We start from the raw sequence: 14,127 nt of genomic DNA on the forward strand, positions 1-14,127 counted from the left end.
TGAAACCGCGCATTCGGCGTGCCAAAGGCAGCAGGAAAGGGGCTTGAATCGCATGAGCGGCCACTCCAAATGGGCCACCACCAAGCACAAGAAGGCTGTGATCGATGCCAAGCGTGGCAAAGCCTTCGCGAAGCTGATCAAGAACATCGAGGTGGCGGCCCGTACCGGCGGTGGCGATCCTGCGGGAAACCCCACCCTGTACGACGCCATCCAGAAGGCCAAGAAGACGTCGGTCCCCAACGACAACATCGAGCGCGCCCGCAAGCGCGGCGCCGGTGAAGAAGCGGGTGGCGCCGACTGGCAGACCATCATGTACGAGGGTTACGGACCCAACGGTGTCGCCGTCCTCATCGAGTGCCTGACCGACAACCGCAACCGTGCGGCCGGCGAGGTGCGCACCGCGATGACCCGCAACGGCGGCAACATGGCCGACCCGGGTTCCGTGTCCTACCTGTTCACGCGCAAGGGTGTCGTCACCCTCGAGAAGGGTGACCAGAGCGAGGACGACGTGCTGATGGCGGTCCTCGATGCGGGTGCCGAAGAGGTCACCGACCTCGGCGACACCTTCGAGATCGTGAGCGAGCCCACCGACCTCGTCGCCGTCCGCAGCGCACTGCAGGAGGCGGGAATCGACTACGACTCCGCCGAGGCCGACTTCCGTGCGTCCGTCGAGGTTCCGGTCGACGCCGACGGAGCCCGCAAGGTGTTCAAGCTCGTCGACGCGCTCGAGGAGTCCGACGACGTGCAGAACGTCTACACCAACGTCGACCTGTCCGACGAGGTACTGGCGGAGCTCGACGACTGATCGCACGACGCACGGCACGGGGCGGGGGAGCGGTGCTCGCCCGCCCCGGCTCGTCCTGCGTGTTGATGCGCCGACTCGTCCGACCCCACGGCTAAGCTATCGAACAGCTGTTCGGCGTGGGAGAGGTGGCTTTGCGTGCGTGTGCTGGGTGTGGATCCCGGTCTGACCCGGTGCGGATTCGGAGTGGTGGACGGCGGCAGCGGCCGCACCGTCACCCCGATCGCCGTCGACGTGGTCCGGACCCCGGCAGACCTCGAGTTGTCGTCCAGGCTGCTGCGGATCTCCGAAGCGGCCGAATCGTGGATCGATCTGCACAGGCCCGAGGTCGTGGCGATCGAGCGGGTGTTCTCCCAGCACAACGTGCGCACCGCGATGGGCACCGCGCAGGCGGGTGGCGTCGTCGCCCTCGCCGCCGCGCGCCGCGGCATCCCCGTGTGTTTCCATACCCCCAGTGAGGTCAAGGCCGCCGTCACCGGGAGTGGCTCGGCAGACAAAGCTCAGGTGACGGCAATGGTGACGCGCATCCTCAAACTTGCGGCCGCACCCAAACCGGCCGACGCGGCGGACGCGCTGGCACTGGCGATCTGCCATTGCTGGCGGGCGCCGATGATCGAACGCATGGCCCGCGCCGAAGCCGCGGCCGCCGAACAGAAACGTCGCTACCAGGCCCGACTGGCCGAAGTGAAGAAGGCAGGTACACGATGATCGCGTCCGTCCGCGGCGAGGTGCTCGAGATCGCCCTCGACCATGCGGTGATCGAATCCGCCGGAGTGGGCTACCGCGTGAACGCGACGCCGGCCACCCTCGGCGGACTGCAACGGGGATCCGAGGCCCGGCTGGTCACGGCGATGATCGTCCGCGAGGACTCGATGACGCTGTACGGGTTCCCCGACTCGGAGTCCAAGGAGTTGTTCGGGCTGCTCCAGACGGTGTCGGGAGTCGGCCCCCGGCTGGCGATGGCCACCCTCGCCGTCCTCGAACCCGACGCGCTGCGGGCGGCCCTGGCCGAGGGCAACGTCACGGCACTCACGCGGGTGCCGGGCATCGGCAAGCGCGGGGCGGAGCGGATGGTCGTCGAACTGCGCGACAAGGTCGACGCCGTCGCGTCCACGTCCGGGGCGGTGCCGATCGGTGCGGGCGGCGGCGGATCGGTCCGCGACCAGATCGTCGAAGCCCTCGTCGGCCTCGGATTCCCGGCCAAGCAGGCCGAGCAGGCCACCGACTCCGTCCTCGCCGAGGCGCCCGAGTCGACCACCTCTACGGCGCTGCGCTCCGCCCTCTCCCTGCTCGGGAAGACCAGATGAATCCCGAACCCGGGGGCGACTACGACGAGGAGTCCCCGGTCTCGGCCGATCTCGTCGCCGGCGACGGCGACATCGAGGCCAGCCTGCGCCCGAAGAACCTCCACGACTTCATCGGGCAACCGCGGGTCCGGGAGCAGTTGCAGCTCGTCCTGACCGGCGCGAAGATGCGCGGCGGCACCCCCGACCACATCCTCCTCTCGGGCCCGCCCGGGCTGGGGAAGACCAGCATGGCGATGATCATCGCCGGCGAACTGGGCTCCTCGCTGAGGCTGACGTCGGGTCCGGCGCTGGAACGGGCCGGCGACCTGGCCGCCATGCTGAGCAACCTCGTCGAGGGCGACGTGCTGTTCATCGACGAGATCCACCGCATCGCCCGGCCGGCCGAAGAGATGCTCTATCTCGCGATGGAGGACTTCCGGGTCGACGTCGTGGTCGGCAAGGGTCCCGGCGCCACGTCCATTCCCCTGGAGGTCGCACCGTTCACCCTGGTAGGGGCCACCACTCGCTCGGGGGCGCTCACCGGGCCGCTGCGCGACCGGTTCGGGTTCACCGCCCACATGGACTTCTACGAACCCGCGGAACTGCAGCAGATCCTCATGCGGTCGGCGGGCATTCTCGGCGTGCAACTCGGCGAGGAGGCCGGCGCCGAGATCGCGAGCAGGTCCCGGGGCACGCCCCGCATCGCGAACCGTCTCCTGCGCCGTGTCCGCGATTACGCCGAGGTCCGGGCTGACGGTGTCGTCACCCGCGACATCGCCCACGCCGCTCTCGCCGTCTACGACGTCGACCAGCTGGGACTCGACCGCCTCGACCGGTCCGTCCTCAGCGCCCTCGTGCGCAGCTTCGGCGGCGGCCCGGTCGGAGTGTCCACCCTGGCCGTCGCGGTGGGTGAGGAACCCGCCACCGTCGAGGAGGTGTGTGAGCCCTTCCTCGTCCGTGCCGGAATGATCGCCCGGACACCCCGCGGCCGTGTCGCCACGGCCGCCGCGTGGACGCAACTGGGCCTGACCCCGCCGCCGGACGCTGTGACCGGCGGAATCGAGGTCCGCGTCAACGAACCGCAGGCCTCCCTGTTCGATCCGCAAGACCCCTGATCGACCCCCGGAGAAACGCCCGCCTCGTGCCGAGCGAACCGGTGTCCGGGCCGGTGATGGCACACTGGTGTATTGCATCGGTCCAACCGGGACCAGTGCTTCGGACCGTGCGACATACCTCGAGGTTGACTTTCAGATGGATTTTCTCTTCCCGCTCCTGATTCTGGCGCTGCTCGTCCCCATGTTCCTGGGGATCCGCCGACAGAAGAAGGAGGCGGCCAAGGTGACCGCTCTGCAGGACTCGATCTCGGTCGGCGACCGCGTCCTCACGACTGCCGGTCTGCACGGCACCGTCGTCGCACTCGGCGACGAGACGATCGACCTCGAGATCGCTCCCGGCGTGGTCACCACGTGGTCGCGTCTCGTCGTCCGCGAGCAGATCGTCGACGCCCCGTTGCAGCGTGACGGTTCCCTCGACCACGAGTCGATCGACGCCGAGGCCCCCGCCACCGACATCGTGCGCGAGGATCGTGAGAACGGCGGCGACAGCACGCCGCGGCTGAACAAGGATTGATCGACGCTTCCGCGGCGTAATTCCGCAGCCGTCGCGTCGCAGGCGCCCGGGCGCGGCAGCCGGGGCACAGCCCTGCGTCTGCCGGCCCGGTGCGCTGTGAACGTTCCCACCCGAACTGCACGTACTGAGGAGACATAGAGATCGTGGCACCTTCCACAGGATCGGTGCATCCCGTCCGCTACCTCACCGTTTTCGCGGTGCTCGTGGCGGTTCTGTATGCCCTGGTGTTCTTCACCGGCGACAAGTCCGCGACACCCAAGCTGGGCATCGACCTGCAAGGTGGGACCCGAGTCACCCTCACCGCACGCACCCCGGACGGCAGCAAGCCGACGCCGGACAGCCTGCGGCAGGCCCAGGAGATCATCGAGACCCGTGTGAACGGACTCGGCGTGTCCGGCTCCGAGGTGGTCATCGACGGCGACAACCTCGTCATCACCGTCCCCGGCGACGACAGCGCACAGGCGCGTTCGCTCGGACAGACGGCGCGGTTGTACGTCCGTCCCGTCCAGACGTCGCAGGCCGCGGCTCCTGCCGGCACACAGGCACCCGCCGCCGGTGAGACGCCCGCCCAGACTCCCGCCGGAACCGAGACTCCCGCGCCCCAGAACCGGCCGTTCCCGGCTCAGGATCCGTCCACCTCTCCCGAGCCGACTCCGGCGCCGGCCGACGGGTCCGGCACCGAGACCGCCGAGGCGGCCGACGAGATCGCGGCAGCGCGGGCCACCCGTCAGAGCACCGACCCGGCCGTGCAGCAGCAGGCCATGGCGACACTCGACTGCAGCGTGCCCGACCCACTGCGCGGCAACGACGACCCGGCCCTGCCGCTCGTCGCGTGCTCCACCGACGGTCAGGCCGTGTACCTGCTCGAACCGGCGATCATCGACGGACAGGAGATCGCCGACGCGACGTCCGGCTACAACTCCCAGCAGTCGCGGCACGAGGTGAGCCTGACGTTCAAGTCCGAGGGCAGCAACACCTGGGCCACGTTCACGTCGCAGAACATCGGCAAGCAGGCCGCGTTCACGCTCGACTCCAAGGTGGTGAGCGCACCGGTCGTCCAGGGCGCGACACCCGCAGGCAGTTCGACGTCGATCACCGGCTCGTTCACCGCGGAAAGCGCGAAGGAACTCGCGAACACCCTGAAGTACGGCTCGCTGCCGCTGTCGTTCGCGGCGTCGGAGGCGGAGACCGTGTCGGCGACGCTGGGTCTCGCCTCGCTGGAGGCCGGTCTCATCGCCGGACTGGTGGGTCTGGTCCTGGTGCTGCTCTACTGCCTGCTCTACTACCGCATGCTCGGCGTGCTGACGGCGCTGTCGCTGGTGCTGTCCGGTGTGATGGTCTACGCGATCATGGTGCTGCTCGGCCGGTACATCAATTTCACCCTCGACCTCGCGGGCATCGCCGGTCTGATCATCGGTATCGGTATGACCGCCGACTCGTTCGTGGTGTTCTTCGAGAGAATCAAGGACGAGATGCGGGAGGGACGCAGTTTCCGGTCCGCGGTTCCGCGCGGCTGGGCCCGTGCGCGCCGGACCATCCTGTCCGGTAACGCGGTCAGCTTCATCGCCGCCGCGGTGCTGTACATCCTCGCGGTCGGGCAGGTGCGCGGCTTCGCGTTCACCCTCGGCCTGACCACCATCCTCGATGTCGTCGTGGTGTTCCTGGTGACGTGGCCGCTGGTCCACCTGGCCTCGAAGTCGCCGTTCTGGTCGAAGCCGGGCGTCAACGGGCTGGGTGCCGTGCAGCAGATCGCCAAGGAACGCAAGGCTGCCGCAGCGTCGGCGAAGGAGTCACGAGTATGAGCGAATCGACCACGTCCCAGTCTGCGTCGCAGGCGGACCCCGAGTCTTCGCTGTCCGATTCGGGCGTCAACCAGTCGTCGATGCCCCAGCACAGCCTGCTGTCGCGGCTGTACACCGGAACCGGCGCCTTCGAGGTCGTCGGGCGTCGCCGCTTCTACTACATCCTGACCGGCACGATCGTGCTGATCTCGTTGCTGAGCATCCTCGTCCGCGGGTTCACGCTCGGTATCGACTTCGAGGGTGGATCGCGGATCCAGTTCCCCGCCGGCGACGGGGTGGAGACCGCACAGGTGGAGGAGGTCTACTCCGAGGCGCTCGGCATGGACCCCGTCTCGGTGCAGACGGTGGGCTCGGGGTCGAGCGCGACCGTGCAGATCCGCTCCGAGGCACTCGACGCGGCGCAGGTGGTGACGCTTCAGGACGCGTTGTACGACGAGTTCCAGCCGAAGGACAGTGACGGCAACGTCAGCAAGAACGTGATCAGCGTCGCCGACGTCAGCGAGACGTGGGGCGGGCAGATCACCCAGAAGGCGCTGATCGCGCTGCTTGTGTTCCTGGTGATCGTGAGCGTGTACATCGCCGTCCGGTTCGAGCGGGACATGGCCATCGCCGCGATCGTCGCGCTGTTCTTCGACATCGCGGTCACCGCCGGCGTGTATTCGCTGGTCGGATTCGAGGTGACCCCGGCGACCGTCATCGGCCTGCTGACGATTCTCGGTTTCTCGCTCTACGACTCGGTGGTGGTGTTCGACAAGGTCGAGGAGAACACGCGCGGGATTCTGCACCTGACCCGTCGCACCTACGCCGAGCAGGCGAACCTGGCGATCAACCAGACGCTGATGCGGTCCATCAACACCACCCTGATCAGCGTGTTGCCGGTGCTCGCGCTGATGGTGGTCGCGGTCTGGATGCTCGGTGTCGGAACGCTGAAGGACCTGGCGCTGGTGCAGCTCGTGGGCATCATCGTCGGCGCCTACTCGTCGATCTTCTTCGCGACGCCCCTGCTGGTCACGCTGAAGGAGCGGTGGGGTCCGGTCGCCGCGCACACGCGCAAGGTCCTCGCTCGCCGCGCGACCCTGGCACAGGGCAGTGCGCAGAAGGCCGGTACCCCGGCCGCCGAGGTCGCCGCGTCCACGGCGGACACCGCCGTCCCGCGCCGCCGGTCGGCGGCGACCGCACCCACACCGGGCTCACGTCCCACCGGGAAGCGCAACAAGAAGAGGCACTGACATGCCCGCATCGCACAGCACCCGGCGCGGTGCGCACACCCGACACGGCCGTACGGCGGCCGTGTCGGGTGCCGGCCTCCTCGCGACCGTGCTCCTCGCCGGCTCGCTCGCCGGATGTTCCGAGGAAGGTGAGCAGATCCCGTCGATCGGGTACGCCATCGACAACACCGTCACCACCTACAACGCCAACAGCGTCGCGGGTGCGGTGTCGGGGGCGCGTCAGGCGTTCGCGCGGGTGCTGCCCGGGTTCAACTACACCGGACCGGAAGGCGGACCGGTGGCCGACACGGACATCGGCACCGCCAACGCGATGCCCGGGGATGCCCTGACGATCCAGTACAAGCTCAATCCCAACTCCGTCTACTCCGACGGTGTGCCGATGTCCTGCGACGATCTGGTGCTGACGTGGGCGGCGAACAGTGGCCGTTTCCCGATGTTCGATGCGGCGAGTACGGCCGGCTACTCGGACATCGACCGGATCGACTGCCAGACCGGCGCGAAGGATGCCGTCGTCACGTTCAAGGCGGGACGCAATGTCACCGACTGGAAGTCGCTGTTCGGCGCGACGTCGATGATGCCGGCGCACGTGGTCGCCGGCGCTGCCGGCGTGCCCGACGTCGTGGCCGCCGTGCAGAATTCGGACGCGGATGCATTGACGCGCGTCGCGGACTTCTGGAACAACGGATGGACGATGGCGCCCGGCGACCTCGACCTCGCCAAGTTCCCCGCGTCCGGCCCCTACAAGGTCGAATCGTTCTCCGAGGACGAGGGCCTCGTGCTGGTGGCCAACGACCGCTGGTGGGGGAACCGTCCCGCCACGTCCCGGATCGTGGTGTGGCCCAAGTCTTCCGACGTGAGCGCGCGGATCGGTGACGGTTCGGTCGAGGTGGTCGACGTCGCCGCCGGATCGGCGCCGGACCTGGATCTCGGCGGGTTCGACGTGACGGAGGTGCCCTCGCGCAGCGTCGAGCAGTTCGTCCTGTCCACCTCGGGTCTGTTCGAGAACGCAGCCGGACGGCGGGCGTTCGCGGCGTGCCTGCCCCGGGAGGAGCTGGCGTCGAAGTTCGGGATCGCCACGGAGTCGGGCGAGGCCGGTGCGGCGGCCGGGGGCCCGGTCGACACCCGGGTCACCGCCCCCGACAGTCTCGTTCACGAGTCGGTGGCCGGTGCCGTCGGCGGGCGGTACGAGACGGCGGACACGGCAGCGGCGGCGGACGCACTGGCCGACACCGGCAACACGTCGGCGACCGTCCGCGTCGGATATCTGGGACCGAACCCGCGCCGCGCCGAGATCGTGGCGGCCGTGGCGGCGGCGTGTGCCCCGGCCGGTATCACGGTGCAGGATGTCGCGTCGCCCGAGTTCACCCCGACCATGCTGCGCGACGGGCAGGTGGATGTGGTCCTCGCGGGCACGGCCTCCGCTCCCGGCGCCGCGGGCACCGCGGCGGCCACCACCGCGATGTACGCCCTCCGCAGCGGAATCCGATCGAACTTCGGGGACTACAGCAACGGCCGCGTCGACCAGATCGTCGACCAACTCGCGGTCGACAGCTCCACCGCCACCCAGCTGTCGCTGTCGACCGAGGCCGAGAACATCCTGTGGTCGGACGTGCCCACGGTGCCGCTGTTCGATCAGCCGCGGACCGTCGCGTTCGCAACAGGTTTGCAGGCGGGAGCAGTCAATCCGACGCGATCGGGCGCCGGCTGGAACATGGACAGGTGGGTTCTGCGCAGGTGATCGACCATTCTCCGGCCCGTGACGCCGTCACCCGGCTCACCCGATGGGCCGACGACTTTCCGCAACCCGGGGTGCGGTTCGCCGACCTGACGCCGGTCTTCTCCGACGCGGACGGTTTCCGTGTCGTCGTCGACGCGCTCGCCGCCTGCGCCCCGGAGGCGGATGTGATTGCCGCCGTCGACGCACGAGGGTTCCTCCTCGGTGGCGGCGTCGCCCGGGAACTGGGCTCCGGTGTGGTGGCCGTGCGGAAGTCGGGCAAATTGCCGCCGCCGGTGCTGTCGCAGTCGTACACCCTCGAGTACGGAACGGCCACGCTGGAGATTCCGGCCGGCTCGATCGGTCTGGACGGGCGCTCCGTGCTCGTCGTCGACGACGTCCTGGCCACCGGTGGAACCCTCGACGCCACGGCGCGACTGGTGGAATCCGCAGGTGCCCGGGTGATCGGTGTCGCCGTGGTCCTGGAGATCGCCGCGCTGGGCGGCCGAGAGCGGCTCGGAAAGTACCCGCTCACGTCCCTCGTCACGGTCTGAGTACTAAAGTTGTGCCTGGTGGTCGTCACGGCCACCGGGGCGCATGCCCGAGACCAACCAGGGCCGCACGGCCCGAGCCATTTCAGTGGTAGGAGGTGACGGCATGACTTCGAATCTTGATCGGTCGCAGAACACGGGATCAACCTCGTCTGCGCAATCCGATGCCGAGTCACCTGCAGCGAACCCGGCTTCCGGTAACAACCGTGGAGCACAGGGATTCGCCGTTCCGGCGTCCGCATCGCGCCGGGTACGAGCGCGACTCGCCCGGCGCATCACGGGTCAGCGGAACACGACCATCCGGCCGGTTCTCGAACCCCTCGTCAGCCTGCATCGCGAGCTGTATCCCAAGGCGGACCTGGCGCTTCTGCAGCGCGCCTACGACGTCGCGGAGGAGCGGCACGCCAGCCAGCGCCGCAAGTCGGGCGACCCGTACATCACGCATCCGCTCGCCGTCGCCAGCATCCTCGCGGAACTGGGAATGGACACGACCACGCTCGTGGCGGCCCTGCTCCACGACACCGTCGAAGACACCGGGTACTCCCTCGAGCAGTTGACCGACGAGTTCGGCGAAGAGGTAGCCCACCTCGTCGACGGCGTCACCAAACTCGACAAGGTGGTCCTCGGCAACGCCGCCGAGGGCGAGACCATCCGCAAGATGATCATCGCGATGGCCCGCGACCCCCGCGTACTGGTGATCAAGGTGGCCGACCGGCTCCACAACATGCGGACCATGCGGTTCCTGCCGCCCGAGAAGCAGGCCCGCAAGGCCCGCGAAACCCTCGAGGTGATCGCGCCCCTGGCCCACCGGCTGGGCATGGCGACCGTGAAGTGGGAACTCGAGGACCTGTCCTTCGCGATCCTGCATCCCAAGAAGTACGACGAGATCGTGCGGCTCGTCGCCGACCGGGCGCCGTCCCGCGACACCTACCTCGCGAAGGTGCGTGCCGAGATCAACGCGACCCTGACGGCGTCCCGCATCAACGCCGTCGTCGAGGGCAGACCCAAGCACTACTGGTCGATCTACCAGAAGATGATCGTCAAGGGCCGCGACTTCGACGACATCCACGACCTGGTCGGCGTGCGGATTTTGTGCGACGAGGTCCGGGACTGTTACGCGGCCGTCGGCGTCGTCCACTCGCTGTGGCAGCCGATGGCGGGCCGGTTCAAGGACTACATCGCGCAGCCGCGTTACGGCGTGTACCAGTCGCTGCACACCACCGTGGTCGGACCGGAGGGCAAACCCCTCGAGGTGCAGATCCGCACCCACGACATGCACCGGACCGCCGAGTTCGGTATCGCCGCGCACTGGCGGTACAAGGAGACCAAGGGCAGGCACTCCGGTGACGTCGCCGAGGTCGACGACATGGCGTGGATGCGTCAGCTCCTCGACTGGCAGCGTGAGGCCGCCGACCCGGGGGAGTTCCTCGAGTCGCTCCGCTACGACCTCGCGGTCAAGGAGATCTTCGTCTTCACCCCCAAGGGCGACGTGGTGACGCTGCCCGCCGGGTCGACACCCGTCGACTTCGCGTACGCCGTGCACACGGAGGTCGGGCACCGATGTATCGGCGCCCGGGTCAACGGCAGGCTGGTGGCGCTCGAACGCAAGCTCGAGAACGGCGAGGTGGTGGAGGTCTTCACCTCCAAGGCCGTCAACGCCGGCCCGAGCCGCGACTGGCAGACGTTCGTCGTCTCCCCGCGCGCCAAGACGAAGATCCGGCAATGGTTCGCCAAGGAACGCCGTGAAGAGGCGCTCGAGACGGGCAAGGACGCCATCGCGAAGGAGGTGCGCCGGGTCGGCCTGCCGCTGCAGCGCCTGATGAACGCCGAATCGATGGCGTCCATCGCGCACGAACTGCACTACACCGACGTGTCGATGCTGTACACGGCCGTCGGCGAGAGCCACGTGTCGGCGCAGCACGTCGTCCAGCGTCTGGTGGCACATCTGGGCGGCGTCGGCGACGTCGAGGAGGAGCTGGCCGAGCGGTCGACTCCGTCCACGATGCCGATGCGGCCGAGGAGCACCGGCGACGCAGGTGTGCTCGTTCCCGGCGCGGAGGGCACGGTCGCCAAGCTGGCCAAATGCTGCACACCCGTTCCCGGCGACGAGATCATGGGCTTCGTGACCCGGGGCGGCGCGGTCAGCGTGCACCGCACCGACTGCACCAACGCGGGCTCCCTGCAGGAGCAGTCCGAGCGCATCATCGAGGTCAAGTGGGCGCCGTCGCCGTCGTCGGTGTTCCTGGTGGCCATCCAGATCGAGGCGCTCGATCGGCACCGGCTGCTGTCGGACGTGACGAAGGCGCTCGCGGACGAGAAGGTCAACATCCTGTCGGCGTCCGTGACGACGTCCGGTGACCGGGTGGCGATCAGCAAGTTCACGTTCGAGATGGGCGACCCGAAGCACCTCGGGCACGTGCTGAACGTGGTCCGCAACGTCGAGGGTGTGTACGACGTGTACCGGGTGACGTCCGCCGCGTAGCACCGACGAACGGGACGGTCGTTCGATCTGTTCGAACGACCGTCCCGTTCGTATAGCCGCGGGAGTGAGGTCAGCCGACCTTCGCGGTCTCGATCTGCACCGAGGTGTTGGGCTTGCCGCCCCCCGCGGACATGGATCCGTCGTCGCCGTCCGCCGCGATCTTCTCGACGGTCGCGAGGCCCTCCTCGGAGATCGTCCCGAACACGGTGTAGTTGGGCGGGAGCACCGAGTCGGCGTACACGAGGAAGAACTGGCTGCCGTTACTGCCAGGTGTCCCGCTGTTCGCCATCGCGACCGTGCCGCGCGGGTAGACCACCGGATTCGCGAGTGCCGGATCGTTCGGCGCGAACGCAGTTTCCGGGTACTCGGTGGTGAAGCCGTAGCCCGGTCCGCCGGTGCCCTTCCCGCTGGGATCGCCGCACTGCAGGACCTGCAGACCCAGCTCCGTCGTCAGCCGGTGGCAGGGTGTGTCGTCGAAGTAGCCCTGCTGGGCCAGGCTCGTGAAGCTGTTGACCGTGCACGGGGCCTCGGCGCGGTCGAGGACCAGGCCGATCGGTCCGGCGCTCGTCTGGAGGTCGACCGGGACGGTGCCCTCGGTGGAGACCCCGGACGTGGGCGGTGGGGTGACGTCCTTGGCAGCGGGCTGCCCTGCCGGATAGGTGCAGTCCACGGTCGCCGCGGCCGGTGCGGGGACCGGCGGCAGCGTGCCGAATTTGGACAGATCGAGCGACTGTTCCGCCGCGCTCGTGGGGGCCGCCTTCGACGAGGTGCCGGTCGACGAGCCGCCGGAGTCGGACGAATCCGAACAGCCGGCGAGGAGGACCGCGAGGCTCACGCCTGCGACGAGGATCGAGGTGCGTTTCATCGGTCCATCCTCACACGAGACCTCAGTCCATCCGGACGGATGTGATGTCGATTGGCAGGTTGGGCTTGCCGCCGCCCGCCTGCATCGATCCGTCGTCGCCGGCCGCCGCCACCTTCTCGATGGTCGCCAGGCCCGTCTCGTCGACCTTCCCGAACGCGGTGTACTGCGGGGGCAGCTGCGAATCGGCATAGACGAGGAAGAACTGGCTGCCGTTGCTGTCGGGCTGGCCGCTGTTGGCCATCGCGATGGTGCCGCGCGGGTATGTCACCGGCACCTGCAGCGACGGATCCGACGCCTCGTACTGGTCGGTGGGGAATTCGTTCGCGAATCCGTAACCGGGGCCGCCGGTGCCTGCGCCCGTGGGATCACCGCACTGCAGGACCTTCAACCCCTCGGACGTGACCAGCCGGTGGCATGGGGTGTTGTCGAAGTAGTTCTGGCTCGCCAGGCTCAGGAAGTTGTTGACGGTGCACGGGGAGTCGGCGTTGTCCAGGATCAGGCCGATGTTGCCCTGCGTCGTCTGCATGCTGACGCTGACTTCCTGGAGCGTGGTGTCGATGTCGTCGGTGCGCGGCGGGTTCACCTGCTTCGCCGGCGGCTGAGTGCTGGGGGTGTACGTGCAGGACACCTTCTCGGGCAGCGGTTCGGACCGGCCCGCCGGCATCACACCGGGCGACTGCGGCGACGCCGACACCGACTCGGCCGCCGACGCTTCCGTCGCGTCGTCGTCGCCGCTGGTGAGGGCGAAGACGACGGCGGCCGCCGCCACCACGAGCACGACACCGAGCACCGAACCGGCGATCGTCAGCTGCTTACGCTTGCGTGCTCTGTCGGCGCGGCGTTCGAGCTGACGCTCGAGCTTTCGTTTGGCTGCTTCCCGGCGCTGCTCGTTGCTCGGCACTGCGGTGGTCCTCCCGTATCGGTCTGTCTGGCAGTCGGTCGATATAGCAGTTGGTCGGTGCGAACTACCCCCGGCACACGACCTCCAGAGTCTGCCATCCGAACCTGAGAACATCCTGGCGGGGCGGCGGCTTAGGCTGTAGCGACTGCAATGTCCACTCGAACAGGAGCCTCACAGGTGCTCGTCACAGGATTCCCGGCCGGGATGTTTCAGACCAACTGCTACATCCTCGCGCAGGATGATGCCCAGGAATGCGTCGTCGTCGACCCAGGACAGGACGCCGCCGAACCGCTGTTCGAGTTCCTGGACCAGTCGAATCTCACGCCGACCGCGGTGCTCCTGACCCACGGTCACCTCGACCACGTCTGGAACGCCTACGACGTCTGCGAGAAGTTCGGGATCCCCGCGTACATCCATCCCGAGGACCGGTACATGCTGTCGGATCCCGGCCGCGGCATCGGCCCGACGATGAAGCCGTTCATCGAGGGCATGACGTTCGTCGAGCCCGGCGAGGTGATCGCGCTGGCCGACGGCGACGTGATCGAGCAGGCCGGGATGTCGTTCGCCGTCGACCACACCCCGGGCCACACACAGGGGTCCGTGGTCTTCCGGACCCGGGTCGCCACCGAGAACGGTCCCGTCGAGATCGCCCTCACCGGTGACACCCTGTTCCAGGGGTCGATCGGTCGCAGCGACCTACCCGGCGGCAACCACGAACAGCTGTTGCAGTCCATCGCCGACAAGCTTCTGATCCTCGCCGACGACACGGCGGTCCTCCCCGGGCACGGCGGGTCGAGCACCGTCGGCGCCGAACGTGGGTCGAACCCGTTCCTCGTTGGACTCTCGGGATCGAAATAAGGAAAAGT

General features: G+C 68.3%; 13 protein-coding genes. 11 read left to right on the top strand and 2 right to left on the bottom strand.

Annotated features, from left to right (window positions below; genetic code table 11):
- Positions 1 to 52 precede the first annotated feature (52 nt).
- The 10 genes from ACLIVD_RS16130 to ACLIVD_RS16175 all read left to right on the top strand — a co-directional run bounded on the left by ACLIVD_RS16130 (position 53) and on the right by ACLIVD_RS16175 (position 11,495).
- Positions 53 to 805 carry a YebC/PmpR family DNA-binding transcriptional regulator gene (locus ACLIVD_RS16130; protein ID WP_011598635.1) on the top strand — a complete coding sequence of 251 codons (753 nt, stop codon included), beginning with the start codon at positions 53 to 55 and terminating at the stop codon, positions 803 to 805.
- Positions 806 to 940: 135 nt separating this feature from the next.
- Positions 941 to 1,510 (top strand): crossover junction endodeoxyribonuclease RuvC, encoded by a 570-nt coding sequence (gene ruvC, locus ACLIVD_RS16135; RefSeq protein WP_037239920.1) that lies wholly within the window; start codon positions 941 to 943, stop codon positions 1,508 to 1,510.
- Complete coding sequence (ruvA, locus tag ACLIVD_RS16140; RefSeq protein ID WP_280783826.1) at positions 1,507 to 2,109, top strand: Holliday junction branch migration protein RuvA; 603 nt, start codon at positions 1,507 to 1,509, stop codon at positions 2,107 to 2,109. The genes ruvC and ruvA overlap by 4 nt, the downstream gene beginning before the upstream one ends.
- Positions 2,106 to 3,203, top strand: coding sequence for a Holliday junction branch migration DNA helicase RuvB (gene ruvB, locus ACLIVD_RS16145; RefSeq protein ID WP_280783825.1), 1,098 nt, complete (start codon positions 2,106 to 2,108; stop codon positions 3,201 to 3,203). The genes ruvA and ruvB overlap by 4 nt, the downstream gene beginning before the upstream one ends.
- 136 nt (positions 3,204 to 3,339) lie before the next feature.
- On the top strand, positions 3,340 to 3,717 hold the full coding sequence (gene yajC, locus ACLIVD_RS16150) for a preprotein translocase subunit YajC (protein ID WP_477954383.1): 378 nt from the start codon (positions 3,340 to 3,342) through the stop codon (positions 3,715 to 3,717).
- Between the two features lie 143 nt (positions 3,718 to 3,860).
- Positions 3,861 to 5,519, top strand: coding sequence for a protein translocase subunit SecD (secD, locus tag ACLIVD_RS16155; protein ID WP_283354358.1), 1,659 nt, complete (start codon positions 3,861 to 3,863; stop codon positions 5,517 to 5,519).
- Positions 5,516 to 6,748, top strand: coding sequence for a protein translocase subunit SecF (gene secF / locus ACLIVD_RS16160; protein ID WP_491932685.1), 1,233 nt, complete (start codon positions 5,516 to 5,518; stop codon positions 6,746 to 6,748). The genes secD and secF overlap by 4 nt, the downstream gene beginning before the upstream one ends.
- Before the next feature lies 1 nt (position 6,749).
- Positions 6,750 to 8,486 carry an ABC transporter substrate-binding protein gene (locus ACLIVD_RS16165; protein ID WP_491932686.1) on the top strand — a complete coding sequence of 579 codons (1,737 nt, stop codon included), beginning with the start codon at positions 6,750 to 6,752 and terminating at the stop codon, positions 8,484 to 8,486.
- A complete protein-coding gene (locus ACLIVD_RS16170; RefSeq protein WP_105419926.1) occupies positions 8,483 to 9,016 on the top strand; it encodes an adenine phosphoribosyltransferase in 534 nt (177 codons plus the stop codon). Before ACLIVD_RS16165 ends, ACLIVD_RS16170 begins: the two co-directional genes overlap by 4 nt.
- 103 nt (positions 9,017 to 9,119) lie before the next feature.
- Positions 9,120 to 11,495 (top strand): RelA/SpoT family protein, encoded by a 2,376-nt coding sequence (locus ACLIVD_RS16175; RefSeq protein WP_280783821.1) that lies wholly within the window; start codon positions 9,120 to 9,122, stop codon positions 11,493 to 11,495.
- Between the two features lie 70 nt (positions 11,496 to 11,565).
- On the opposite strand, the gene ACLIVD_RS16180 is transcribed toward ACLIVD_RS16175, so the two are convergent.
- Together ACLIVD_RS16180 and ACLIVD_RS16185 are read right to left on the bottom strand one after the other, a co-directional pair.
- The gene (locus tag ACLIVD_RS16180) at positions 11,566 to 12,360 is read right to left on the bottom strand and encodes a peptidylprolyl isomerase (protein WP_477954379.1); all 795 of its coding nucleotides are present in this window, start codon (positions 12,358 to 12,360) and stop codon (positions 11,566 to 11,568) included.
- Between the two features lie 22 nt (positions 12,361 to 12,382).
- A complete protein-coding gene (locus ACLIVD_RS16185) occupies positions 12,383 to 13,261 on the bottom strand; it encodes a peptidylprolyl isomerase (RefSeq protein ID WP_491932687.1) in 879 nt (292 codons plus the stop codon).
- A gap of 177 nt (positions 13,262 to 13,438) precedes the next feature.
- Between ACLIVD_RS16185 and ACLIVD_RS16190 the strand changes: the two genes are divergently transcribed.
- The gene (locus tag ACLIVD_RS16190) at positions 13,439 to 14,119 is read left to right on the top strand and encodes an MBL fold metallo-hydrolase (protein WP_005566972.1); all 681 of its coding nucleotides are present in this window, start codon (positions 13,439 to 13,441) and stop codon (positions 14,117 to 14,119) included.
- Positions 14,120 to 14,127: the final 8 nt, after the last annotated feature.

The sequence above is a fragment of the Rhodococcus sp. G6(2025) genome (assembly GCF_058628105.1).

Excerpts from the sequence above, each read along its gene's own strand:
- ACLIVD_RS16175 (WP_280783821.1), top strand. The coding sequence starts at position 9,120 with ATGACTTCGAATCTTGATCGGTCGCAGAACACGGGATCAACCTCGTCT.
- secF (WP_491932685.1), top strand. The coding sequence starts at position 5,516 with ATGAGCGAATCGACCACGTCCCAGTCTGCGTCGCAGGCGGACCCCGAG.
- yajC (WP_477954383.1), top strand. The coding sequence starts at position 3,340 with ATGGATTTTCTCTTCCCGCTCCTGATTCTGGCGCTGCTCGTCCCCATG.
- ruvB (WP_280783825.1), top strand. The coding sequence starts at position 2,106 with ATGAATCCCGAACCCGGGGGCGACTACGACGAGGAGTCCCCGGTCTCG.
- ACLIVD_RS16180 (WP_477954379.1), bottom strand. The coding sequence starts at position 12,360 with ATGAAACGCACCTCGATCCTCGTCGCAGGCGTGAGCCTCGCGGTCCTC.
- ACLIVD_RS16130 (WP_011598635.1), top strand. The coding sequence starts at position 53 with ATGAGCGGCCACTCCAAATGGGCCACCACCAAGCACAAGAAGGCTGTG.
- ruvA (WP_280783826.1), top strand. The coding sequence starts at position 1,507 with ATGATCGCGTCCGTCCGCGGCGAGGTGCTCGAGATCGCCCTCGACCAT.
- ACLIVD_RS16165 (WP_491932686.1), top strand. The coding sequence starts at position 6,750 with ATGCCCGCATCGCACAGCACCCGGCGCGGTGCGCACACCCGACACGGC.